The 22,450-nt window shown below is 41.5% G+C and carries 22 protein-coding genes; 11 read left to right on the forward strand and 11 right to left on the reverse strand.

The window, feature by feature from the left end; translation table 11 throughout:
• The first annotated feature begins 59 nt into the window (after positions 1-59).
• Positions 60-521 carry a GNAT family N-acetyltransferase gene (locus B1L02_RS21300; protein WP_088532757.1) on the forward strand — a complete coding sequence of 154 codons (462 nt, stop codon included), beginning with the start codon at positions 60-62 and terminating at the stop codon, positions 519-521.
• Here B1L02_RS21300 and B1L02_RS21305 read toward each other — a convergent pair.
• The 4 genes from B1L02_RS21305 to B1L02_RS24785 form a co-directional block, all read right to left on the reverse strand.
• Positions 510-749 (reverse strand): Rho-binding antiterminator, encoded by a 240-nt coding sequence (locus tag B1L02_RS21305; protein ID WP_088532758.1) that lies wholly within the window; start codon positions 747-749, stop codon positions 510-512. The two genes, B1L02_RS21300 and B1L02_RS21305, sit on opposite strands and share 12 nt — an antisense overlap.
• 227 nt (positions 750-976) lie before the next feature.
• Complete coding sequence (locus B1L02_RS21310; RefSeq protein ID WP_088532759.1) at positions 977-3,118, reverse strand: prolyl oligopeptidase family serine peptidase; 2,142 nt, start codon at positions 3,116-3,118, stop codon at positions 977-979.
• A gap of 231 nt (positions 3,119-3,349) precedes the next feature.
• A complete protein-coding gene (locus B1L02_RS21315) occupies positions 3,350-3,880 on the reverse strand; it encodes a DUF3833 domain-containing protein (protein WP_088532760.1) in 531 nt (176 codons plus the stop codon).
• A gap of 102 nt (positions 3,881-3,982) precedes the next feature.
• Entirely contained in the window at positions 3,983-4,309 is a 327-nt protein-coding gene (locus B1L02_RS24785) for a chalcone isomerase family protein (protein WP_232003190.1), read from the reverse strand.
• Positions 4,310-4,651: 342 nt separating this feature from the next.
• Here B1L02_RS24785 and B1L02_RS21325 point away from each other — a divergent pair, with 342 nt between their 5' ends.
• Entirely contained in the window at positions 4,652-5,128 is a 477-nt protein-coding gene (locus B1L02_RS21325) for a GNAT family N-acetyltransferase (RefSeq protein WP_088532761.1), read from the forward strand.
• Between the two features lie 60 nt (positions 5,129-5,188).
• Here B1L02_RS21325 and B1L02_RS21330 read toward each other — a convergent pair whose 3' ends face one another.
• The 4 genes from B1L02_RS21330 to B1L02_RS21345 all read right to left on the reverse strand — a co-directional run bounded on the left by B1L02_RS21330 (position 5,189) and on the right by B1L02_RS21345 (position 11,712).
• On the reverse strand, positions 5,189-5,464 hold the full coding sequence (locus tag B1L02_RS21330; RefSeq protein ID WP_088532762.1) for a SelT/SelW/SelH family protein: 276 nt from the start codon (positions 5,462-5,464) through the stop codon (positions 5,189-5,191).
• 203 nt (positions 5,465-5,667) lie between these two features.
• Positions 5,668-6,828, reverse strand: a complete 1,161-nt coding sequence (locus B1L02_RS21335; RefSeq protein ID WP_088532763.1) for an aspartyl/asparaginyl beta-hydroxylase domain-containing protein — start codon at positions 6,826-6,828, stop codon at positions 5,668-5,670.
• A 17-nt stretch (positions 6,829-6,845) separates the two neighbouring features.
• A complete protein-coding gene (locus B1L02_RS21340; RefSeq protein ID WP_088532764.1) occupies positions 6,846-8,645 on the reverse strand; it encodes a 2OG-Fe(II) oxygenase family protein in 1,800 nt (599 codons plus the stop codon).
• A 223-nt stretch (positions 8,646-8,868) separates the two neighbouring features.
• The gene (locus B1L02_RS21345) at positions 8,869-11,712 is read right to left on the reverse strand and encodes a TonB-dependent receptor plug domain-containing protein (protein ID WP_088532765.1); all 2,844 of its coding nucleotides are present in this window, start codon (positions 11,710-11,712) and stop codon (positions 8,869-8,871) included.
• A 280-nt stretch (positions 11,713-11,992) separates the two neighbouring features.
• Between B1L02_RS21345 and B1L02_RS21350 the strand changes: the two genes are divergently transcribed.
• Entirely contained in the window at positions 11,993-12,703 is a 711-nt protein-coding gene (locus B1L02_RS21350; RefSeq protein ID WP_088532766.1) for a LytR/AlgR family response regulator transcription factor, read from the forward strand.
• 13 nt (positions 12,704-12,716) lie between these two features.
• Here the strand turns inward: B1L02_RS21350 and nhaR are convergent, their stop codons facing one another.
• A complete protein-coding gene (gene nhaR, locus B1L02_RS21355; protein WP_088532767.1) occupies positions 12,717-13,607 on the reverse strand; it encodes a transcriptional activator NhaR in 891 nt (296 codons plus the stop codon).
• A gap of 185 nt (positions 13,608-13,792) precedes the next feature.
• On the opposite strand from nhaR, the gene B1L02_RS21360 reads away from it, so the two are divergent.
• Positions 13,793-14,098 (forward strand): hypothetical protein, encoded by a 306-nt coding sequence (locus tag B1L02_RS21360; RefSeq protein ID WP_223192171.1) that lies wholly within the window; start codon positions 13,793-13,795, stop codon positions 14,096-14,098.
• Positions 14,099-14,223: 125 nt separating this feature from the next.
• Positions 14,224-14,649 (forward strand): hypothetical protein, encoded by a 426-nt coding sequence (locus tag B1L02_RS21365; RefSeq protein ID WP_088532769.1) that lies wholly within the window; start codon positions 14,224-14,226, stop codon positions 14,647-14,649.
• Here the strand turns inward: B1L02_RS21365 and B1L02_RS21370 are convergent.
• The gene (locus B1L02_RS21370) at positions 14,641-15,540 is read right to left on the reverse strand and encodes a response regulator (protein ID WP_088532770.1); all 900 of its coding nucleotides are present in this window, start codon (positions 15,538-15,540) and stop codon (positions 14,641-14,643) included. The two genes, B1L02_RS21365 and B1L02_RS21370, sit on opposite strands and share 9 nt — an antisense overlap.
• Before the next feature lie 92 nt (positions 15,541-15,632).
• On the opposite strand from B1L02_RS21370, the gene B1L02_RS21375 reads away from it, so the two are divergent.
• The 6 genes from B1L02_RS21375 to arfB all read left to right on the forward strand — a co-directional run bounded on the left by B1L02_RS21375 (position 15,633) and on the right by arfB (position 21,708).
• Positions 15,633-16,436 carry a chromosome partitioning protein ParA gene (locus B1L02_RS21375; protein WP_088532771.1) on the forward strand — a complete coding sequence of 268 codons (804 nt, stop codon included), beginning with the start codon at positions 15,633-15,635 and terminating at the stop codon, positions 16,434-16,436.
• Positions 16,437-16,680: 244 nt separating this feature from the next.
• Positions 16,681-17,952 (forward strand): efflux RND transporter periplasmic adaptor subunit, encoded by a 1,272-nt coding sequence (locus B1L02_RS21380; RefSeq protein WP_088532772.1) that lies wholly within the window; start codon positions 16,681-16,683, stop codon positions 17,950-17,952.
• Between the two features lie 12 nt (positions 17,953-17,964).
• Complete coding sequence (locus tag B1L02_RS21385) at positions 17,965-18,654, forward strand: ABC transporter ATP-binding protein (RefSeq protein WP_088532773.1); 690 nt, start codon at positions 17,965-17,967, stop codon at positions 18,652-18,654.
• Positions 18,655-18,663: 9 nt separating this feature from the next.
• Positions 18,664-19,995, forward strand: a complete 1,332-nt coding sequence (locus B1L02_RS21390; RefSeq protein WP_088532774.1) for an ABC transporter permease — start codon at positions 18,664-18,666, stop codon at positions 19,993-19,995.
• 10 nt (positions 19,996-20,005) lie between these two features.
• On the forward strand, positions 20,006-21,214 hold the full coding sequence (locus tag B1L02_RS21395; RefSeq protein ID WP_088532775.1) for an ABC transporter permease: 1,209 nt from the start codon (positions 20,006-20,008) through the stop codon (positions 21,212-21,214).
• A gap of 80 nt (positions 21,215-21,294) precedes the next feature.
• Positions 21,295-21,708 (forward strand): alternative ribosome rescue aminoacyl-tRNA hydrolase ArfB, encoded by a 414-nt coding sequence (gene arfB / locus B1L02_RS21400; RefSeq protein WP_088532776.1) that lies wholly within the window; start codon positions 21,295-21,297, stop codon positions 21,706-21,708.
• Between the two features lie 20 nt (positions 21,709-21,728).
• On the opposite strand, the gene B1L02_RS21405 is transcribed toward arfB, so the two are convergent.
• Positions 21,729-22,088 (reverse strand): hypothetical protein, encoded by a 360-nt coding sequence (locus B1L02_RS21405; protein ID WP_088532777.1) that lies wholly within the window; start codon positions 22,086-22,088, stop codon positions 21,729-21,731.
• Positions 22,089-22,450: the final 362 nt, after the last annotated feature.

A 22,450-nucleotide genomic window follows, 5' to 3' on the forward strand; every position in this document is an offset into this window, starting at 1 on the left:
AATAATATTGCTCAGTTTATGGACGCAGGACAAATTGGCTTTACTTCTCAGAGGCAGGTATGCAATTAATTCAGTTAAAGTCAGATGACCCACAAGTAGTCGCGGTGTTTTCTGAAATCGATAAGCTTATGAACAGCTTATATCCAATCGCGAGCGCACAGTCTTTATCAATAGAAGAAATCAATCAACCTAACGTGTATGCCGTTGGCTTACAAAATGAAGAGGGGATTGTGGCGTGTGGTGCAATTGTAAAGCAGTTTGATAAAACCTTATACGGTGAAATTAAACGCCTATACGTGAAACCTAGCTATCGAGGTAAAGGGCTTTCTAAACGTATTATGCAAATTTTGCTTCACTACGCGGGTGAAGCGCAGATCCCTCTTATTCGGCTGGAAACAGGCTCTAAGCAAGCCAATGCGATAAGTCTTTATGAGAGTTTGGGATTTGAGCGATGTGAACGTTTTGGTATGTATCGTGACAACCCGCTAAGTGTCTTTATGGCGTTATCACTAAAATCTTAATGTAGTAAAATAGGGGTTGTCGGTATCGACAGAGATACTGGCAATTGCTGTAAGCACCGTAGTTGCAGTTTGGCTTTCTTGTTCTAAAAATAAACACTCCTGAGCGTCGACTATGGCCGTGTTTTCGCAGCTGCCACGCACAACTTCACCATCTTTCATCTCAATAGTTACCGCCAGGCGTTTAAGGCACGTAAGTTCGATATAATCATATTGTTGGCAACTGATCATAGATACGTCCTTATTGAGTAATACCAATTAGCTTAATTAAGTGATCTATTTTGAGGCGAGAAAATCTTGTCGATAACTAGGCGAAAATTTTGCTATTTAGTTGTTCTAAATGAGAAATTTTTAACGCAGTTAGCGTCAGATTTGTTCCTTCAAATTGAGCAAGTATTAAGACTAATTGGTATAAAGCCATCTGCTTGTACAGATGGCTTTTGAAGTTTGGCTTATGCCTAAAGAGATTTAATTCCCATATTGTAAAGCGTAAAGCCATAAATATCGGCATACTGCTCAATCGTCTTGCTTATTGGTGTACCTGCGCCGTGTCCAGCATTGGTTTCGATACGAATAAGCGTCGGATTAGCACCGGTGTGTTTGCTTTGTAGCTCAGCTGCGAACTTGTAAGAGTGCGCAGGTACTACGCGGTCGTCATGATCACCTGTTGTGATCATGGTTGCTGGATAATTTACGCCAGCTTTCACGTTATGTACTGGTGAATAACTTTTCAGATATTCAAACATCTCTTTGTTGTCTTCTGCTGTACCGTAGTCGTAAGCCCAGCCAGCTCCTGCAGTAAACGTGTGGTAACGCAGCATATCAAGTACCCCAACCGCAGGTACAGCCACTTTGAATAAGTCTGGGCGTTGCAACATCGTTGCGCCTACTAATAAGCCACCGTTCGAACCGCCGTTAATCGCGAGTTTTTCACTTGAAGTATAGTTTTCAGATACTAAATATTCGCCTGCAGCAATAAAGTCATCAAAGACGTTTTGTTTCTGCATTTGAGTACCTGCTTTGTGCCATTTTTTGCCATACTCACCGCCGCCACGTAAGTTTGCTACAGCATAAACCCCACCCAGTTCCAACCAAGCTGCACGTGTAGGGCTAAAGTAAGGCTTAAGACTGACATTAAATCCACCATAACCGTACAACAGAGTTGGGTTGTTACCATCCAATTTCAACCCTTTTTTATGGGTGATGATCATCGGTACGCGGGTACCGTCTTTTGAGGTGTAGAAAACTTGTTTTGATACGTAAGCATCTGAATCAAAATCTACTTTATCTGAGCTGTATAATTCGCTGGTGCCAGACTTTGCATTGAAAGCAAAGATAGATCTTGGCGTTTTGTAATTAGTGAATGAGTAATAAAGTACCTCGTCTTCTTCCTCACCGCTAAACCCGCTCGCTGTGCCTACGCCTGGAAGGGTAATGTCACGGATCAATTTACCTGTGAAGTCGTATTGTTTTACCAATGAAATTGCATCTTTGATGTAAGTCGCAAATAGGTAACCAGAGCCCGTAGATACCGATAGTACATTGTCGGTTTCTGGGATCACATCTTGCCAGTTTTCTGGTTGTGGCTGTTTCGCATTGACTTTAACGATACGACGGTTCGGCGCATCTAAGTTAGTGCTTAGGAACAATGTGTCGCCTTCACTGTGGATCACGCTGGTATCAGAGTTGGTATGGTCTAAAATCGTTACCCAGTCACTATTTGGTTTGCTTAAGTCACGAATAAATAGCTTATTACCAGATGTTGATACCGCAGCAGAGATCACCAAGTATTTTTTATCGTCTGTCACACCACCATAAACATAACGGTGTTTTTGCGCATCAGTAGCACCAAAAATGACCTTGTCTTGATCTTGAGGTGTGCCAATCTTGTGGTAATACACTTTATGTTGGTCAGTTTTTGCAGAAAGTTCGCTGCCCTTAGGTTTATCATAGCTTGAGTAGTAAAAACCTTCATTACCAAACCAAGAGATACCACTAAACTTCACGTCGACTAGCGTTTCACCGACCTGCTCTTTAGTCTCGGCGTTTAGCACAATTACTTTACGCCAGTCACTCCCACCTTCGGAAATTTGATAAGCCACTAATGAAGCGTCTTTACTAAAACTTAATCCTGCAAGTGATGTTGTACCATCGTCACTCATGGTATTTGGGTCTAAAAATACCTCAGCCTCTCCACCTTCTTTTTGGCGGTACAAAACACTTTGGTTTTGTAACCCATCATTTTTGTAAAAATAGGTATAGTTGCCGTGCTTAAACGGTTGAGAAACACGTTCGTAATCAAGTAGTTCAGTGAGGCGCTTTTCGATATCTTTACGATACGGAATTTGCGATAAATATGCTTGGGTGGTCTCGTTTTGTGCTTTTACCCATGCAGCGGTTTCTGCGCTTTTATCGTCTTCTAACCAGCGATATGGATCTGCCACTTGAGTACCAAAATAACTGTCTACAACAGTGCCCGTTTTAGTGATTGGGTATTTTACAGACTGTGCCAATGTTGCATTTTTAGATTGTTCATTTTCGGTATTAACACATCCGACAAGCGCAAGAGCTATGGCTCCAGCTAGTATCTTCTTTATCATTGTAGGGATTCCTATTGGTTTTTATGAGCTACAATATCGCCGCAGTTTCTTGCGCTTTACTCAGTAATGAAACGCTTCGATACGGCATTTCTGTTAAGTATTTATCAGTGTTGGGCACTGATTGCGCTACTAGAATAGTTGTGGATTGTAGTGAAACCGGTGTATTTGTCTACAAATTGTAGACAAATACACGAGTAAGAAGGTTAAACTGAAGTCAATTTGGCGTACTTATTATTGCCTTTGCATAAATATTGTCACTTCAGCCATTACAATACCGAACTTTTCAATATAAGACCGGTTCATGAGAGTGGTTTGGTCAAAAGACCACATCCAATCATCAAAGTGTACTTCGTAGCTGGTGTCGTCAACGGGTAAGTCCATTCTATACTGCCAATTCATGGCATTGCCGTAGGTTTGACCAGATGCTGAATCGAGAATATCGCCAGCACGACCAGAATACTGATTATCAGCTGTTTGTGTGATCGTCCATACTCGGGTCTTGACGCCATCACCGAGCAAATAGTTGAAGGATTCATCTAAAACAAGCTCTGACTGGTTATTGATTGAGCCTTTGATATCGACGGTAAACTGTTGCACTAAGTTACCATCTCTGTCTTGGACTATTCCCCATGCTTTTACATCACCAACAAAAAACTCATAGGGGTCAAATTGCGGTTTGAGTGTAGAGTACTTTTTACCATCAATGCCGGAGCTGCAAGCCGACAATAAAAATAAAGTAAGTATTACGAGGGTAACGCGCATTGTTTTCTCCTTAAGCTTGAAATGTGGTTGAGTGTTATCGCTTCTGGTATGTCTCGTTGAACTAAATAGCGACGTTGTAACTGTGGGAAAAAGAGTCATATACTATTTCCGCTCTAGACCGAGAAGCTCGGCTCGCATGGTCGGTTCGGACGTTTTTTCACCAAGCCAAATGTTGAAAAACCGGGTAGTAAATTCCGGATCATTCACTTCGCCAATAAGCTTTTCATCTTCATAAAATTGGGTATAGCCGTCAGGTGTTCTTACGCCAAATAGTAGGGTACCTTTCGAGACGTCAGGAAATATTTGCACCATTTTTGTTAGCCATCGCTCACCTTTACTCGAATTATTAAATCCTTGCTTTTCCATCTCTTTAAGAGATCGTTTTGCTATCTCTTTGCCGTCAAGCGCGCGTAAATAATGTAGTGCCAATACAAAAGGCTGGTCTTGAGAGTACGCTCCTTGGGGGCATAAAGGCTGGCATCATAAACATCCCAAAACAAATAGGTCATTCGACTTGTTTTGCCGACTTGTTGAGGGTTCTCTATAAATTGATTTACAAGATCACTGGTGCTTGCGAAACCCTGAGTGCTGAATAGCAACATCAAAAAGGCAAAGATCGTCCTTTGCATATTAACCTCTTCCTGTATAAAAACGGTTAACTTCTTATACGAACGAGTTGGAGAGTTTGTTCACTTTGATGCTGCCTGAAAGGTGCTGTCATCCCCCTTTACAATTTGTTAAGCTGACTAAAACCTACATACAGGAGCCATTATGAGCCTTTCAATTCGCCCAGCAGAAGTAGCTGATGCCGCGACAATACTGCACTTTATTAACGAACTTGCAATTTATGAGAAAGAGCCAGATGCAGTGCTCAATACCGTGGAAGAAATAGAACAGAAATTGTTTGGTAAAGAAGCCAGAGCACACAGCGTTATTTGTGAACTAGATGGTGAAGCAATCGGGTTCGCAGTGTATTTCTTTAATTATTCTACTTGGCTTGGCAAGCACGGACTTTATCTTGAAGACCTATATGTGTCACAAGACAAACGCGGTGTTGGCGCAGGTAAAGGGATCATGAAGTACCTAGCAAGACTTGCACTACAAAAGGACTGCGGTCGCTTTGAGTGGGTAGTACTTGACTGGAACAAACCATCAATCGACTTTTATGAAAGCATCGGCGCTAAAGCACAAAACGAATGGATTATTTATCGCCTTACAGGACAAGAACTCATCGATTTTGCTGAGTAAGCATGGTGGATTGAGCGGGCTATTTCGCTCGCTCTCTTTTTTATTTAATTTGGGTGTGGGCTATTTGTCTACATGACCTAAATCACGTTCTGGATCTAATAGATCCCTCACTCTTCTTTTTAGTACCTTGGCTTCAGGAAACCCTTCATCCATTTTTCGGCACCAAATTAACGTATCGTTATAGTAAATTTCGAATATGCCTTTACTTGCTGGCGCTAGCGCAACTTGTTTTAAATCATCAGAGAAAGTTGAAAGCAGCTCCTGTGCAAGCCAAGCGGCTCGCAACATCCATTGGCAAAGCACACAATAATGGATAGTGATAATGGGTTTTTGCATGAATTTACATTAGTTTGAGGATTGTTACTGGATTCTAGCACTGCGATTTATCACGTGGCTAGCATAAAAAAAAACGGGGGTTGCCCCCGAAATTATCCAGGGAGACCTTAATCATAAGGTCAGTCTTTAAGTTACGGGTTCTTTACCTAGTAACAACCCCTTTTGTGGTAAGTTGGGGGTTAACAGTGACGAAAATTGAGATTTTAGTGATCGTTTTTATATTGATCCAAAGTTGTACTTAAATTATCAATCCAGTGTTGTCTATTCTTAAATTCTGATTGGATTGCTTGGCGTTGAGTCAATGATAGATCAGGGTGCCAAATGGAGAAAATAAGCACAATCCGATCTCGGTCACTGCCGTTGTGCGCTAAATGTAAATAAGAGTCGTCGAATATGGTGAGTTGATGTTCTTGCCATAAAACGCGGTTACCATCGACCTCCAAGTAGCAGTCGTAGGGAATATCTATAGCCAAATGTACTGTTAGACTGTGATTGGAAAGGCCGTAATGGGGAGTAATAGTTTGGCCTTTGGCTAATTTAGAGTAAAACACTTCGTATGGGGATGTCGTCAAGCCATAGTACGGCACTTTCTCTAAAGCTTTTTTTAGAATAGGGAAGTGCTTTGACACTGAAACGTCTTCCACGCCCTCCTTAAAAAGGGATAATGCCTGCCAGTTGTTGCTGTTTGCAAGCGATGGAAATGCACTTTCATACACCTTACCCGACAAATAGGGGGTAAGGTGCGAAGATGCTGTATCAAAAGCCGTGTGAAACTCTTTGATTATGTCGGGGATCGCGGCGTTAAAGCTTTCATACCATGAAAATTGCTCTGCGGGCCAAATTGGATGCGCACTAAGATTTGCCACGTAAAACAGGTGTGGTGCTTGGGCTGTTTCGAAGGGTTTACTACTGTATTGAACCCAACGACCGGACTCAATGCTTGATGCTGTACCAAGGTTCTTCTCCATACACTGCCAAGCTTTTTGGAAGCGCTCAAGTGTTTGGGGGGCGGTGCTATTGGCGAGTTGAAGCCGCTTAAAGCTACCTGTGAGCGCTTCACATAGGGTGTAACATATGAGTGCTGTACTGTCTTCTCCCTTCTTCTCTAATAAATGTCCAAGGTACAGATACACTAAGTAGTTTTTGGGTGCCAGAGTAAGGCAGTGAAAGTAGGCTGTTTCACTTTCAATTAACGCTCCAATTTGCTCTAAAATTACAGCAACTCGATAGCTTAGTTCAGCACTTTGAGGATAGCTATCGATTAGCTTTGATAACAATAATGGCCAACTATTTTGCGATTCGCATTCGAGAATTGGTTGTAAAAGTGAGTCTATATTGAGAGGTTGTGTCTCTTCGTTTGTCATTAAAGTGATGTCTCTTTCTAATTATTGATAACGCCAATATCGAGTGGCAAAGTCATTCGATAGCTATTGTCTGTAGCGCTAAATGGCTGTGTTCCATGCCAAAAATAAGAGGGGAAGATCACGATTTGCCCTCGTTGAGGTTTTACAGTTTTGAATGGTGGAAAATCGTAGGGTGGTGCCAGTGGCGGCCTCCCAAATTCAATTACACCATTGTTGCTATCGTCATTTGGTGTGTTGATATATAACACTACACTAATCCAACCTGCGGGGTGAATATGGCTCACGTGGAAGCCTTGCTCCGTCAGTTTGACAGACCACGAGCCCGTAATGCATATATCTTTGTGTAAATGAGCCAAAAAAGGGTGTTCTGGTTCTAACGTCAATTTACTGAGGCATTTTCCTATATCTTGCAGTAATTGAGTTCGAGCTTTGGTGATGACTTCAATATCTCTATTGAGTAAGCCTCCTGAAATTTGTGAGCCATTAACTAAGGTTTGCTCACTGGGCGCTTGTTTCCCTTGGTGAAGTGTTAGCAAGCAAGACTCTAACTCTTTAAGAAAGTCTTCACTGCTTTGATAGCCACTCGGTGCGCCTAAGGTTGCAGTCAGAATAAAATCAGGGTTGCATAGGGCTTGGTGCTTCTGTTTATCTGTGGCTTGATACACTACGCTTAGCCAAGCCAATGCAAGTTGTGAGTTGGGCTGCGCTTGCAACACTTTTTCGAGCAGAAATTGTGCGGTACTGAACTCACCAAGCTGAATTGCGAATTTTGCTTGCTCACAGATCCTATCGTAATTAACGGCTATCTTATTGGCATTATCGAAATGCTTATAGGCGGTGTTTAGTTCATTATTCGTGGCCGCCAGACGCCCTCTTAACGCGAGTAATATAGCTGAAGTATCGGCGTAACCCGACGTCTGTATACATTCCTCACATAGCCTGTACTGATTGGTATTCCAGTAAAGCTCAGCGAGGCACTCTATGAGTTCCTGCTGATTATCTGCTGACTCCAGCGCGGTTAATAAACTGGTCGCAAAAAGCTGATGTTGCCCACTTTGCCAGTAAAGCTCGTTAATTGCTTTATGTATGGTTGGATTGTATGGGGCTTGCTTCAATGCCAGATTGTAGGCTTGTTGTGCTGGTTCAAATTGACCACTTGCAAAAAAGCAGTCCCCGAGGTTGTAAAGCGGTTCATAGTGCTCAGGTGCTTTTTGATGCACAAATTTAAAGCATTGAATTGCGCAATCAAATTTAGCCTGTAATTTATAACAAAGGCCTAAATTGTGTATTGCCCGAAAGACAATCGGAGAGTGTTGGGGGACTTGTTGATAGTAACTGATCGCCTCACTAAGGTTTCCTCTCGTTTTTTCTACGTCCCCGAGTATTTTGGTGAGTTGTCCAGAATTATCGAGTGATTGTCCTTTGAGAGCCCATTGACTGGCCATGTCGAGCTGGTTTTGTTCAAGATATAGAAGCGACAAGTTTTTAAGTAAATCTAGATTTTTTGGCTCAGCTTCATAAAGCGCAAGGTAATGGCACTCTGCTTGGTGTAAATCACCCGATAGCCAATAACATTTGGCTAGATGAGTTAAGATTTCAGTTTTAAGTGGAGCGAGTTTAGCTGCATAAATTAATGAGGTTATTGCGCTTTGCCACTCGGCTAGTGATTTATAGCAAATTCCCAAAAGGTAATGCAGATCGGGGTGAGGCGAGCCAGAAAAAGGTTGTAGCTTAGTTAACGCTTGTTGGTATTGTTTTTGTTGGATCAATTGGAAGGCATCTTGAACTGCAATAGTAATTTCTGGCGCTTGCTTCATGTTACTTTTCTTAAACGGTTAATTAGGCTGAGCTGCATACTTTTTATTTTAGCTAAACTTGACTTAGTTGCGAGTAAAGTGTTGTTATTTTGAAGTTTTGTTGGTCTAGGTCAATCTTTCAGTAGACTCGATGAAAAAGCCAGTAACTTACTGTAAATAAGGGAGCTATTACGCTAACAACAGAAAAGGGAGCCGCAGCTCCCTAGTCTTTCAATATCACAGATTAGAACGTGTACACAGCACTCACGAAGTAACGTGGGCCAATTACGTCATACAGCTCTGGGAATGTATTTGCTTGTTGCTGAGCGTCACCTAGTGGTGTTGGCTCAGTGTCTAGCACATTTTTAACACCAAATGTTGCTTGTACATGATCTGTGAAGTGATAGCTTGCGCTAAGATCAAGGTACCATACAGCTTTAGATGTAGGCACAATTTCGTTTTCGCCAGTGTCATCATCAACTTCGCTCATATATCGCACTAGTGCTGACACGCTTAAGTCACCTGAAGTCCAAGTGAAGCGGTTATTACTCTGAAACTCTGGTCGAGGAGTAAGACATGTGTTACCGAATTTACCTTCACAGTAATTAGTTTCTGTAAAGCCAACACTTGCTGTTTTAAAGTACTCATCAAGAATGGTGTTCTTTGAATTAATACTCAATGTTGATCCATTTTCGCCGATACCAAAGTCAAGCTCAGTTCTCCAATTGAAGTTAACATCATAACCCTTAGTACCTAGTTCAGCTATGTTAGCATTGAGTGCCGTTACAAGGTCTACGTTGCCATCAGGACGACGAGTAATCGCTTGACAGAACTCAGAGCTTGGATCTTTAAGCTGGTTGTAACAAACATCCAGAATATTGTTTACGCCACCACCTAGTACATCGATAGCATCATCAATTTGAATATCGAAGTAATCGATAGTCACGTCAAAGTTTTCGGTAGGTGTAATAACAAGGCCTAGTGTAACTGTCTCCGATGTTTCTTCCTTCAGATCTGGGTTACCGCCAAAACTCCCCTCGATTTGCGCGTTTGCTTGCTCGAATACACCGACTTGAGAAGATGCAACACCGTGAGCTTCACAAAGAGCTCTATCTGTTTTTCCTTCTACAAAACCGTCTACGCTACATGGATCGGTTGCGCTAGGGAAACCATTTGCTGCGCCTTGGAATAGTTCTGAGATGTTAGGTGCACGTACAGATTCTTGATAACCCGCGCGGAACGAAACGTATTCATTCACTTTCCAGTTTAGCGTTGTTGCAAATGAAGAGACGTTACCAATGTTTGAATAGTCAGAAAGACGCCCTGCAAACCATAGTGTAATGTCTTCAGCAAATGCCGCATCTGTCACTAATGGAATGTCGATTTCTGTGAAGATTTCATCAACACTATAGCTACCAACGGTTGGCTCACCAGCGTTAAAGCCCAAAACATCACCAGATGCTAAGAATTCATCAGGACGGAAGCTCGAATCATCAAAGCGGCTTTCGTAGCCAATTACGAAACCTACCGGTAAATCAGCAGATGGCACGGTAAATGGTAATTCACCAGCAAAATCGACGTGGAAGATCTCTTGTTTGATATTTGTTACGTTAGATGCACCAACGTTGATAAAATCAATCGCCGCTTGTGAAATATTACCTTCACCGAATATGTTCAATGGTGCACAACCGCCAGATGTATCTTGACATGCGCTACCGTCATCAGTAACTAAAATTGCTTGTCTGAAGCGCGTTTCAGAAACGTCATTATTAAGTAGATTAGAGCGATCTAGTTCAGAGCGGCTGTAGTATGCGTTGTAAGCCCAATCACCAATAAAACCATCAACACCTACTAACACTCGCATAGCGTTACGTGTATCAATTGATTGACGTGGCCCGTTTTCAACCATACGGCGACCAATTGTAGCGAATGTAAAGTTACCATTAGCGTCAAGTTGACTAACCATGTTACCTGTTGGTTCACCTTCAGCATCAAGTTCAGGTACTAACGCTTTCATTGCGGCTTGAACATCTGCACCAAAGAATGGGCTGTCAGGGTTAACCACCAAGCCATTTACGAACGCTGGAGTTGGCGCTAGCTGTGATGGTACTTCGTTGCGAATAAATGATAATTCACTATATAAGCGAGTTTCATCATTGATGTAATAGTGTGCAAAAGAGTTAAGCGTTAAGCGCTCTTGTGGAAGTTGTAGGTAGTTATCAGGGGCATAGTTAAATGCATCGGCTGATGTATACGGTAAGCCTTCACCATTAGGACCAAAGCGGCCTAGAGTTGTACCGTTAGGAAGCGTAGGGCCGGAAAATATACGAGTGCCAGGAATACCTGATGAGCCACCAGGCACTAAACCTGTATCGCCTTCCGTGAGTGTTACGTTAGTAAAGTCTCTATCACCTTGGAAGATTGACTCACGTTTGGCGTAACCAATATAAACAGTTGCATTACCTTTACCGTCGGCAAAGTTTCCACCTAAGGTAAGGTCAGTGTTGAACTTTTCACCATCGCCTTCCTCTGTGATGTCGTATAACGCAGAAATTTCTGCACCTTCAAAGTCATCTTTCAAACGGAAGTTTACAACACCAGCCAGAGCATCAGAACCATATACCGCACCTGCACCACCAGTAATGATGTCTACGCCTTCAATAAGAGACGCAGGGATAGTGTTTAAGTCGACAACACCTGTTTGTGTTGCAGGTACCCAGCGGCGACCATTAACAAGAACAAGAGTACGCTCATCGTTTAAACCGCGTAAGTCAACACGAGCAGTACCATCCCCCGGGTTATTTGAGCTTGGGCCAAACGAAGGAACTGTCAATGGTAGCTCGGCAAGCTTTTGCTCAACGTTTAAGTTACCCGACATGGCAAATTCAGAACCGTCTAGTTCGATAACCGGTGTTTTTGCCGTTAAAGCAACACGTTGAATACGAGAACCTGTAATAGAAATTCTTTCGACTTCTTCATTGGCACCATCAGCTGCTTCTTCGGCTGATGCTTGGATGCTTAAACTTCCGCCGATTAGGCACGCAGAAGTGATAAGCATACTTAACTTAGAACGCTTGAATTGTTTCATGATATCCCCTGATAGGTTTGTTTTAGATACCCTCGGCAAGTTTAATAACTCATCACAAAGGCTTATTAGTATCACGACGAAGTTATGACGGAAGCTTGGAATATGCCAGTTGAGATACGTAAGGCGATGGGAATCAGTGACGACAGGCGAGAAAAAAAAGATCAAATTTAATTTGCAGATTACATAGTGACAATCTATAACAATAATATGTTAACTATTGTGAAATAGGATACAAAGTATTAGTATCCTTGTTAACCTGTTGATGTGTTTAAGGTGATGAATGAAAAGAGTGACGATCTCTATTCCTAGCTATTTGTCTGAGCTTGGAGTCGAAATAAGTACAAAATTAAAAGAAGTCGCAGTTTGTTCCCAGTTTGTTTATTATCAATCTATTGTTGATGTTTTGGAAACTATTTCGGCGGGTGAAATCGACTGTTTGTTAATTGATATTTCACATGATATTGACCTGGGAAAGCAAGAATCAATCATAAAAAATTTTGACTCTGTGCCAACTATTAAAATAACGACAGATGTTAAATTAAATGCTTCTACAACAATGAGTGTTGATGGGAAAGATACAGAAGGTGCTCTGATCACCAATATTCTTCAGCTAGCATTCTTGGATTCTAAAGAAGCTTCATCGGAATATGTCCCGAATCAAAGATTGATTGTAAAAGACTCGGGGCATATTCATGTGATAAAAGTGGAAGACTTAGCTTGGGTTGGTGGTGCGGGAAACTATGTTGAACTTCATATGATCAATCGGCAGCGTTCAATCTTGCATAGGGACACGATGTCATCAATGGAAAAAAGTCTTAAAACCTTTGGCTTTTCTAGGATCCATAAGTCTTCACTCGTTAATTTAAATGCTATCAGTGAACTTAAGACAAGAGATAATGGAGATTACGACGTTATTCTAGAAAACGGAGATTCACTCCACCTTTCGAGACGTTATAAACAAAACTTGTCCTCTCTTTTGCAGCCAACATAAGCTGACTGTAGTGTCAGCTTACTCCTTTGGCAAAATTGACGAACTCACTAAAAATTGAGTCTTTAATAAGTCGATCGGGTGTGAAAGCGTAGTAATTTTGATACGTACTTTCGATAGTGCCTATGAGACAGACGTCGTAGTGCCGTTGCAATTCTGATTTTATTGAAAGTGGGGCTGGAAAGATACCGAATCCTTGTTGGCCTAATGCTTTCATTAAAGCACTATCATCTACATGACCAGCCACTTTAATTTCTATATTTTGCTCTTGTAGCCAAAATTGAATCGAGTTAGTTACAGGGCTGTGCTTTGCTGGAAGAATGAGCGACTGATTTTGTAACGATTTTGGATAATTTGCACTGAGTTGCTCACTGTTTGAAGCTGAACCATATAAGCCAATTTGACTTTTTCCAATCTCGTGGCAAAAAACATTAAAAGGAAGGTGACTATCAAGTGGCTTATCTGCAAGCACGATATCGAGCTTATGCATGGCCATCTGAGCTAGCAATTCTGATTGTTGACCGTCAATACAATGTAAATTGGCAACTTGCTCATTTTCTATCAAAGGCGCAAGCCACTTTGATACTAACGATTTTGGAATAGCATCTGAGATACCTACTTTTAATGTGCGATGTATGGCTGTTGCACCATCTTGTGTTGTTTCTAACCATTCTTTGGCAATCGAAAACATATCGTCCGCATACTGCTTGGTCAAAATGCCGAAGTCAGTCAACCTGAGTCCTCTTCCTTCTCTTATAAATAAAGGTTTCCCTAGCCGATCTTCTAAGCTTGATAGTTGCGCGCTGATGGTTTGAGGCGTCAAATGAAGGACTTTGCTTGCACCAGCAATACTGCCTTCATTACTTACCTGCCAAAAATAGTAAAGGTGATTGAAGTTTATGTTCATATTGTTCGTAAAAACCTTACTTTAAGTTAGATATAATCAGCTTTTATCTTTTATTGAACATTAGTAGATTTGATCTCATAGCGCAAGTAGAAGTTGAGATAATGTACCGGATAGAGCAAGCGCTTTGATATTCGAGTCATTCTAAGTTTTCGACACAGTTATATGTGATGGGATTGTCTGAGGTAATGATGAAATTGAACCTTGTTGGTGTAAATGAGCCGATAGCGGTGTCTAGTAAAGTGACTTTTGCTAAAGCAATAAATGAAGCGTTGTACGGCTATGCAAACAATATTCGAAAAATAAATGTACGAATTGAAAAACAGGTGGACAAGCAGGCTGGCAGGCTTACGTTATGCCAAGTTGAGCTTTTATTACCCGGATTACCTACATTAAAGGTCAAGGCAAAAGGTAAAACGTTGTTGCAGGCGTTAAATCGGGCATTAAGCAATTGCAAGCAAATCTTAAAACAGAATTATTTTAAACTCGGTTAGTCTTCAGTACTGAGTGATTCCATTCCCAAGCACTTGCAGCGGCAAGGAAGCCGCGCAATTTTTCTTAAAGATCCTTGATAAATTACCGATATGTAGGTCAAAGGAAATCATGTTGGCCAAAGACAATGAACGTGAACTTCTTAATTCACTCACCAGCTAAATCAACCACGAGTCAGATGGAGCAGAAAACCAAAGTTGAAGAGACGAGCTCGTCCAAACCTCTTAGGTTATCTGAAGAAGATATGTCTAAATTGTCTGGAGAAGAGGTAAAGGAAGAGCAAGAAGAGGCCGCATTGCCTCCGCATATTCAAAAAATGGTTGAAAAGCTAGAAGAACTCAGAGAAAAAATAAAGGAAGAGCAAAAATTACTCGAAGAGCTAAAAGCAAATGACGCATACTCAGATGAAATGAAAGCGGAGCTAGTTACACAAAAGCTTGAATATATTTTACGTATGCAGAGTCAAGTTATTGGACTAACCAAAAATATCCAAGAAGCTTTAAAAGAAGCTGGGATAACCGATCCTGGTATCTTGCTTAAAGCACTAGCTTAAAAACCCAACCAACAATATTTTACCTTGCGCCATATTTGGACGTTGGCAACATAAATCTATGCGCATGTTTGCGGCGGATTTATACAAGCGTTTTAACTTAGGAAAAGGCTTAGTGACCAACTGTAGGGTTTTTACTCTTAGACTTCTTCTTGTTATGCCGTCTAGAAATGCATAAGACGTAGAGTTTAATGCTGAGTGGCAGGCGGTTAACATGTCGTCTGTGATCTGATGTTGATGAATCGCTTCAAACCCCGCCTGATCCGATAAGCTCCCAGTAGATGCGGCAAGCACGCAGACCGAATACACATCAAATATTCCGATTGCGCGAACCTTCTGGCTGCTCGGATCTTCGTATGCGACCATAACGCAAGGAAGGTTATCGGGATCATATTCCATTTGATGCACCTGATAGAGCCTAAGTTCAGTATCAATATGTTTGTTCATTAGTTTTTCAAGTTGCCCGACTTGAGGTAAAGGCACGCCTTTATGCAGCGTATGAATTTCTCTTGTTTTGCTGCTTTCTTCCGCGGCTTTGACCAACGGCATGATTTTGTTATGAAGGTCGTCGTCAGCAAATGGCTTCGACAATACAAATGCCGCACCATAATCAAGGGCGAGCTTAATTTGTTCACGATCGTCGACAGTCGTTACCATCGCCATAGTGACATCCAACTGTTTTTGTTTGATTGCTTTGACGAGAGCGAGTCCTGAAATATCGGGCATATGCCAGTCGGTCAATACAATATCTGGATGCCAAGAACCGATAATCTTCAGTGCTTCTTTTGCACTTTGTGCTTTCTTTATCAACAGCTTACGATATCTAAAACGCACTAAACCGCGACGAATGATCTCAAGTGTTGCCGCACTGTCATCCACGAGCAATATCTTCACACATTACCACTTTATTGAAAAATATAGATTTATTATAGGCACGATTTTTAACCAATACTAAAATGAAAGTAAGAAAATAATGAGTGCGTAATATGTTTCTAGGCAAACTACCAGTTGATGTATTTATCTATATGGCGGTGAATATCGGGCTGCTGATATTAGCTTTTTGGTTTTATATCTTATTGTCAATCCTACGAGAGTTTAGATTGTTTGCAAAGACCGCTGGTGGAGCTGGTACATCTAACCCAGATCAACAGTATCTACTTCAGCATTGTCGCGATGCAATTAACAAGTCAATGAAGTTTGTCGAAGATAACCAACACACCATTCAAGAATTGGCTAATTTACAAGTCCATTTAGAGCAGCAGTTAGCTGAGGTTAAACGCTCAACGCAGGACCATATCTCGTCAGAAGAGCAAACTCGCATGGATGATTTAAACACTAAGCTCCTTAAATCGCATCGGCTAATAAAAAAGCTTCGAGGAGATTTGTCAAAGAGTTTAGAGCGACTTAAGCAAACGAGAAGAAAGCTATATGATCAATATGAATCTACAGAGGAATTACAAAAAGAAAATGACACACTAAAGCAGCAGCTGGAAGCTTCTAAAACGATGGGAGGTACGTCCGAACAAGAGCTGGAGCAACTGGTCGCAACCTTTGAAAAGGAACGTCAAGATATGTCTCAAACTATCAATGAATACAAAAGACAAATTGCCGAACAAAGTCAGGCTCTGCAACAGCTAATGGTTCAAGAACAAGAGGTTGAAGATGGTCCAAAGCTTCAGGCTATTCAAAAAGAGTTGGAGCAAACCAGAGAAGCACTTGAGCATTTGTCTAAAGAGAAGAAGTTTATAGAAAGCCGATATCTGGAAGTCGTCAAAAATCAAACCAAATAGTTAACAAAGTGTTTTATTTTTCGTGACATTAGTCTTGAGTTTGTGTAAGGTTTAGGCACTTACATTACCTGTTTTGCCTTTAGCTTTTGAGATTTGCTTCGCCTGAAAAGTGACGAGAAAGATGAACTGACTCGGTTTCAATCTCTATCAAGTGACGCGAGCGCTAGTTGAGCGAATAGCGGTTAAAAACGCTTGTAAGGTGCATTATTCTCAATAACAAAGGCAGTGGTAAAAGGATTATTTCATGGCCTATATTCCAGATACGAGTGCTCAAGACTCTGCGGTTGAGAGACCTAAAAAAAATAAAATACTGATAGCGGTAGCTAGCATTCTCATATTAATTACTATTTTCTTTTTTGCACCAATTATTGGCCAGTGGGTAAGTGGCCAAACAGCAGTTTCAAGCGATAAAATTCATATTTCAGCAGTTAAACAAGGTGACTTTATTCGCGATATTTCTGTTCAGGGAAAAGTCGTCGCAGCAAGGCGTCCTACAATATATAGCCCTGCTCAGGGGACGGTGACTTATTTGGTCGAATCGGGAGATAGCGTTATTGAAGGGCAAACCCTTGCTGTTATAGATAGTCCGGAGCTAAAGAGCGAGTTTGCCCAGCATCAAGCAAAGTTAAATCAGTTAGATACTGAACTTCAGCGACAAATCATACAAGCTAAAAAGCAAGACCTAGCACAGGAAAACTATTTAGGTAAGGCTACCGTTATATTGAATGCAGCTAAGCGTGAAATGCGCCGTTTTGAAGATGGTTTAAAAACTCAAGTTGTCAGCGATATCGATTATCAAAAAGCCAAAGATGACCTCGAAAATGCGCTACGGGAGTATCGCCTAGCAATTAAAGAAGTTGAGTTGCAAAAAGAAAGCCAGAAGTTTGAGATTCGGACCAAAGAACTTGAACTTGAAGCACAAAAAGTCAAAGTGGCAGAGCTTGAAAGGCAAGTCGATGCACTTAAAGTTGTCTCGCCAGTAGGGGGACTTGTTGGTAATTTAGTGGTCGAGCAAAAAAATTCAGTTGCTAAAAACCAGCCACTATTAAACGTAGTCGATCTCTCCAAATATGAGATAGAAGTACAAATACCTGAGAGCTATTCAGATGATTTAGCTTTGGGAATGTTAGCCGAGGTGAATCTCAATGGTGATGTTTATAGTGGCGAAATCGTTGCCATTTCACCTGAAATTGAAAATGGCCGCGTTGCTGGAAAGATTAGATTTAAAGACGGATCAATTCAGGGTCTTAGACAGAATCAAAGGCTTACCAGTCGGATTGTGCTAGAGCAAAAACAGAATATTGCATACCTACCACATGGACAGTACTTAGAAGCTTACAACGGGCAGTTTGCTTATGTGGTAAGAGAAGACACGGCTATCAAAACGCCAATAAAGATTGGATTGAGAAGTATTGGACAAGTAGAAGTACTATCGGGGCTTAATGTCGGCGATCAGGTTATCACCTCTGACGCACGAATCTTTAAAGATGCTCCCAGTGTGAAAATAATTCAATAAAGGAGCTGCAACATGCTAACCATGCGTCATCTATCAAAAGCTTACTATACAGAAACAATAAAAACTCAAGCTTTGCAGCCATTTGACTTGAGTATCGAGCAAGGAGAGTTTGTCGCCGTCATTGGCCCTTCAGGTTCTGGCAAAACGACCTTTCTGAACATCACCGGTTTATTAGAAGATTTCTGCGATGGCAGCTATGAGCTTGATGGTGTCAATGTTGAAAAGTTAAGTGATAAAGCCAAGTCAAAGCTGCGTAATGAAAAAGTAGGCTTTATTTTCCAAAGCTTTAATTTAATTCCTGAGCTAAACCTCTACGATAATGTCGACATGCCCTTACGCTATCGTAAGTTATCATCAAAAGATCGCCACGAGCGGATCATGGATGCGTTGAATAAAGTGGGTCTTGCATCACGCAAAGCGCATTACCCATCGCAACTGTCTGGAGGTCAACAGCAAAGGGTAGCGATCGCTCGGGCGATAGCTGGTAAACCGTCTTTTCTACTTGCCGATGAGCCAACGGGCAACTTAGATAGCAAAATGGCCGATGGCATTATGGAGCTTCTCAAAGATATCAATGCGCAAGGAACAAGTATTGTCATGGTGACTCATGACGCTCAACAAGCGGCAAAAGCTCAGCGTATTATCGAAATCCGCGATGGTATGTTGAGTGAAAGAAAGAACTACGATAAGGCCATTGCTTAAGGATAAGTTATGTTTAGTTACTATCTTAAATTAGCGCTTATCTCATTACGGAAAACGCCTTTTTTATCATTGTTAATGATTATGACAATCGCGATTGGAATTGGCGCAGCAATGACAACTTATACAGTGAGTTATCTGCTACAAAAAGATCCGATCCCTACAAAAAGCGACCGCTTGTTTAATGTTCGATTGAATAGCTACGGCCCAGATAAGCCGTTCAATATCTCTCAAGGAAAAGAAGTTCCACCTTTTATTCTTACTTATCAAGATGCAATAAACTTGCAAAATGCGAAACAGGGCGTTAATCAAACGCCTCTTGGTAGTTTCAAAATGATGATTCGCACCACGGACCAGCCAATCACTGAAGCAAAAATGACCCTAATCAGAAGTGCATACCGTGACATGTTCAATATGTTTGAAGTGCCGTTTAAGTTTGGTGGTGCATGGGATGAGATTGCCGATCAGGATGGGCTGCAAGTTGCAGTGATCAGTCGCGAGCTAAATGATAAGTTATTTGGTGGCGAAAACTCCGTCGGTAAATCGCTGCTTTTAGGTGATTTACAATATCGAGTGGTTGGTGTTACCGACGATTGGTATCCCATCCCCAAGTTCTTTGATTATAGAACTCGTGCATTCAACAAACCCAGAGATATTATTGTGCCATTCCAAACGCAAATCAATAATGAGTTGTGGACTGGCTCCGACGTGTCTTATCAGTGCTGGAAAGAACCTGCTGATGACTCATTTTCGGCAATTTTAGCTTCGGAATGTGTATGGGTTTCGTATTGGGTTGAACTAAGCTCCGCGGAAGAGCGCGAAAATTACATGGACTTCTTGGTCAATTACTCAATGGAACAAAGAGAGTATGGTCGCTTTTTACGAGAGCCACTACACCAATTATTCAATGTTAAAGAACAGCTCATTGAAAGAAAAATTATCAAAGATGATGGCAACGTAGCAGTGTGGCTTGCATTCGCATTTCTTGCGGTTTGTCTGCTGAACTGTATGGCAATGATGGTCGCAAAGTTTCATGGCAAGGCTGGTGAGGTTGGGCTTCGCAGAGCGGTTGGTGCTTCTAAGCAAGATATTATCGCTCAGTTTACTGTTGAGACTTGTATTATAGGACTATTGGGCGGGATTATCGGGTTGTTACTTGCGCAAATTGGCTTGAGTGTAACCGCGCAACTTTACAGTCACCTTTATGCTGAGATGCTTGAGATGACCGTGGGTATCGTCATCATGACGATTGCGTTGGCAGTAGCGAGTGCTGTGACTTTTGGTTTGCTACCGACTTTACATGCGGCAAAAGTTCAACCATCTAGTCAGCTAAAAAGTCTGTAGGAGCATGACAATGAGAGATTTATTGCCAATTTTGAAAACCTTAAACAAAAATAAGGCTTCCCCGCTGCTACTGGTGTTGCAAATTGCGCTGACATTTACGATTTTGGTTAATGCCATTTATATGATGGTGCTTAAAGAGCAAGAGTTGGTGCAACCGACAGGGTTGGCTGAGAGTCAGCTGTTCAGTTTCAGAACTAACTTAGACGGCAGCGATGAAGAAAAAAATGCAGCCCTTGATACCGACCTTGCCGATATCCGTGCACTAGCTAGTGTTGAAAGTGCAAGTACGATAACCAGTTTACCACTCATTAATTGGGGACGTTCACTTAATGTGGCGCTGACGCCTGAAAAAGAAGCTCGGATAACCCATGCAGGCTACTATGGTTCTGACGACACCATTGTCGATACGCTGGGACTGAGGGTGGTTGCGGGTAGAAACCTGCAACACAACGATGTAGTTCACACGTACTTTGATGGCCATACGGAATCAGCCAGCGTGTTAATTTCGCAGGATTTGGCTCATAAAATCCGTCCTAACGATTGGCGCAGTGTTGTTGGAGAAACCATTTACGTTGCATTTGTCCCGCAGAAAGTGGTGGGAATAGTAGAGACAATGAAGTCACCTTGGCGGTTTTGGTACGCTTACGATATGACGGTAATAAGTTCGGTTAGAGAACATTATGAAGAAAGCATCATAGTAGTAAAAGCTAAGCCTGGCCAAAGAGATATCGCAATGGAAGAAGTTCAAGCCTTAATGCTTAAAAAGCCTGGCCGTCAACTTGATGCCTTTAAATCCTTCGAGCAAATAAAAACGGAAAACTTACAAGCTGATTATGCGGTGAGCCAAACGCTAAAAGCGGTGATCGCAGCTCTGGCGTGTGTAACTATGCTGGGTATATTTGGTCAGGCAAGATATACAGTCTATAAACGTCGTAAGCAAATCGGTACTCGTCGTGCACTTGGAGCAACTCAGGCCGATATTCTACGTTACTTTATGATTGAAAATGCGGTGGTGTCTTTATTTGGCATTACACTGGGTATAATCATCGCAATCACTGCGAATATTTATTTGGTTAACTACTTTGGGCTTACTAGTGTACCCGGTGATTATTTGATTGCAGGTGCGATAGTAATGCTGCTCGCAGGTCAGTTGGCGGTTACTTACCCTGCTATGGTTGCTGCAAGAGTATCTCCAGCTATCGCAACTCGAACAGCATAGCTACACACTCCGCGCTTACCGCTGCTATTTCAAGCCTTCTGTTACTTTGCTAAAATGGCAAACGGAGGCTTGAAATTACTATGCTTAAAATCTCAAATAATGTCACACTAGCAGAGTGGGAAATCGATATTTCCGCTATTCGCGCCCAAGGTGCGGGTGGGCAAAACGTCAATAAAGTCTCCAGCGCCATTCATCTTAGGTTCGATATCAATCGCTCAACACTGCCAGACTTTTACAAAGCGCGTCTACTTGCACTTAAAGACTCTAGAGTGACCAAAGAGGGTGTCATTGTGCTTAAAGCACAGAGCTTTCGTACCCAAGAGCAAAATAAGGAAGATGCCTTGGAGCGGCTAAAAACACTGATCCTCGCGGCCACCAAAGTTGAAAAAGCACGCAGAGCAACCAAGCCAACAAAAAGCTCGCAAAAGAAACGCCTGAATCAAAAGACCAAACGCGGCCAAACGAAATCATTAAGGGGCTCGGTCAATTGGTAATGGGTTTAATCAAACCTAGCCTAGCTGTTGATGATGGTTTCGTTTTTCTTGTATCTAATAAAAGCAAGGTTGGCCATCAAAATTAAAAACCCAATACTTAAATAACCCAAAAACAATATGAAAGTAAATGAGGTGATTTTTAAATCAACACTGGATGCTACTAGTAGAAGTATATTGGAAAGAATACTCGACACAAAGATGGTTACAGCTACTGTATTAGCATGTTTAAGTCGCTCAGAAGAAGCTGACAGTGATATTAGCGCTACTATAAACCAATGATAATTTGAAAAAGTTTCCTCTTTCACAACAATGGTGTAAATCATTGTTACGATGAAACCAAGCATCGGTAACAACGCAACAGAATTTAAAAATTTACTCATAATGTCCTTCGCTAAGCAGATTGCTCCTCCCCAAAAGTAACACCATTTGGCGCTTTTTACCGGGATCCTAAATCTAAGAATAATACTACAATTATTAGTGCTAATTTGGCAAAACATGTTTTGCCAGCAGACCATCTCAATAAATAGATTCATAGTTATTTGTCTCGAAGGGGGTACTGATTTACTTTGTAGTCGCTCTGAGTGGTCCTCAAGCTCGTTACTTGCCTCCAAAGAAAAATCTATTTTAATGCTTTTTATTTCAATGCAATAGCATATTTCGTCAATGTTTTCATAAAAAGTGTTTGCTTTTTAGTCTGTAATGTTAAAAAGTAACAATGTAATCTTGCTTTTTTGTTAGTAAG

The sequence above is a fragment of the Pseudoalteromonas piscicida genome (assembly GCF_002208135.1).
Lineage (GTDB): Bacteria > Pseudomonadota > Gammaproteobacteria > Enterobacterales > Alteromonadaceae > Pseudoalteromonas > Pseudoalteromonas piscicida_A.

What these genes read in the sequence shown, in the direction of transcription:
- B1L02_RS21300 (WP_088532757.1), top strand. Translation starts at nt 60, where the DNA reads ATGCAATTAATTCAGTTAAAGTCAGATGACCCACAAGTAGTCGCGGTG.
- B1L02_RS21305 (WP_088532758.1), bottom strand. Translation starts at nt 749, where the DNA reads ATGATCAGTTGCCAACAATATGATTATATCGAACTTACGTGCCTTAAA.
- B1L02_RS21310 (WP_088532759.1), bottom strand. Translation starts at nt 3,118, where the DNA reads ATGATAAAGAAGATACTAGCTGGAGCCATAGCTCTTGCGCTTGTCGGA.
- B1L02_RS21315 (WP_088532760.1), bottom strand. Translation starts at nt 3,880, where the DNA reads ATGCGCGTTACCCTCGTAATACTTACTTTATTTTTATTGTCGGCTTGC.
- B1L02_RS21325 (WP_088532761.1), top strand. Translation starts at nt 4,652, where the DNA reads ATGAGCCTTTCAATTCGCCCAGCAGAAGTAGCTGATGCCGCGACAATA.
- B1L02_RS21330 (WP_088532762.1), bottom strand. Translation starts at nt 5,464, where the DNA reads ATGCAAAAACCCATTATCACTATCCATTATTGTGTGCTTTGCCAATGG.
- B1L02_RS21335 (WP_088532763.1), bottom strand. Translation starts at nt 6,828, where the DNA reads ATGACAAACGAAGAGACACAACCTCTCAATATAGACTCACTTTTACAA.
- B1L02_RS21340 (WP_088532764.1), bottom strand. Translation starts at nt 8,645, where the DNA reads ATGAAGCAAGCGCCAGAAATTACTATTGCAGTTCAAGATGCCTTCCAA.
- B1L02_RS21345 (WP_088532765.1), bottom strand. Translation starts at nt 11,712, where the DNA reads ATGAAACAATTCAAGCGTTCTAAGTTAAGTATGCTTATCACTTCTGCG.
- B1L02_RS21350 (WP_088532766.1), top strand. Translation starts at nt 11,993, where the DNA reads ATGAAAAGAGTGACGATCTCTATTCCTAGCTATTTGTCTGAGCTTGGA.
- nhaR (WP_088532767.1), bottom strand. Translation starts at nt 13,607, where the DNA reads ATGAACATAAACTTCAATCACCTTTACTATTTTTGGCAGGTAAGTAAT.
- B1L02_RS21360 (WP_223192171.1), top strand. Translation starts at nt 13,793, where the DNA reads ATGATGAAATTGAACCTTGTTGGTGTAAATGAGCCGATAGCGGTGTCT.
- B1L02_RS21365 (WP_088532769.1), top strand. Translation starts at nt 14,224, where the DNA reads ATGAACGTGAACTTCTTAATTCACTCACCAGCTAAATCAACCACGAGT.
- B1L02_RS21375 (WP_088532771.1), top strand. Translation starts at nt 15,633, where the DNA reads ATGTTTCTAGGCAAACTACCAGTTGATGTATTTATCTATATGGCGGTG.
- B1L02_RS21380 (WP_088532772.1), top strand. Translation starts at nt 16,681, where the DNA reads ATGGCCTATATTCCAGATACGAGTGCTCAAGACTCTGCGGTTGAGAGA.
- B1L02_RS21385 (WP_088532773.1), top strand. Translation starts at nt 17,965, where the DNA reads ATGCTAACCATGCGTCATCTATCAAAAGCTTACTATACAGAAACAATA.
- B1L02_RS21390 (WP_088532774.1), top strand. Translation starts at nt 18,664, where the DNA reads ATGTTTAGTTACTATCTTAAATTAGCGCTTATCTCATTACGGAAAACG.
- B1L02_RS21395 (WP_088532775.1), top strand. Translation starts at nt 20,006, where the DNA reads ATGAGAGATTTATTGCCAATTTTGAAAACCTTAAACAAAAATAAGGCT.
- arfB (WP_088532776.1), top strand. Translation starts at nt 21,295, where the DNA reads ATGCTTAAAATCTCAAATAATGTCACACTAGCAGAGTGGGAAATCGAT.
- B1L02_RS21405 (WP_088532777.1), bottom strand. Translation starts at nt 22,088, where the DNA reads ATGAGTAAATTTTTAAATTCTGTTGCGTTGTTACCGATGCTTGGTTTC.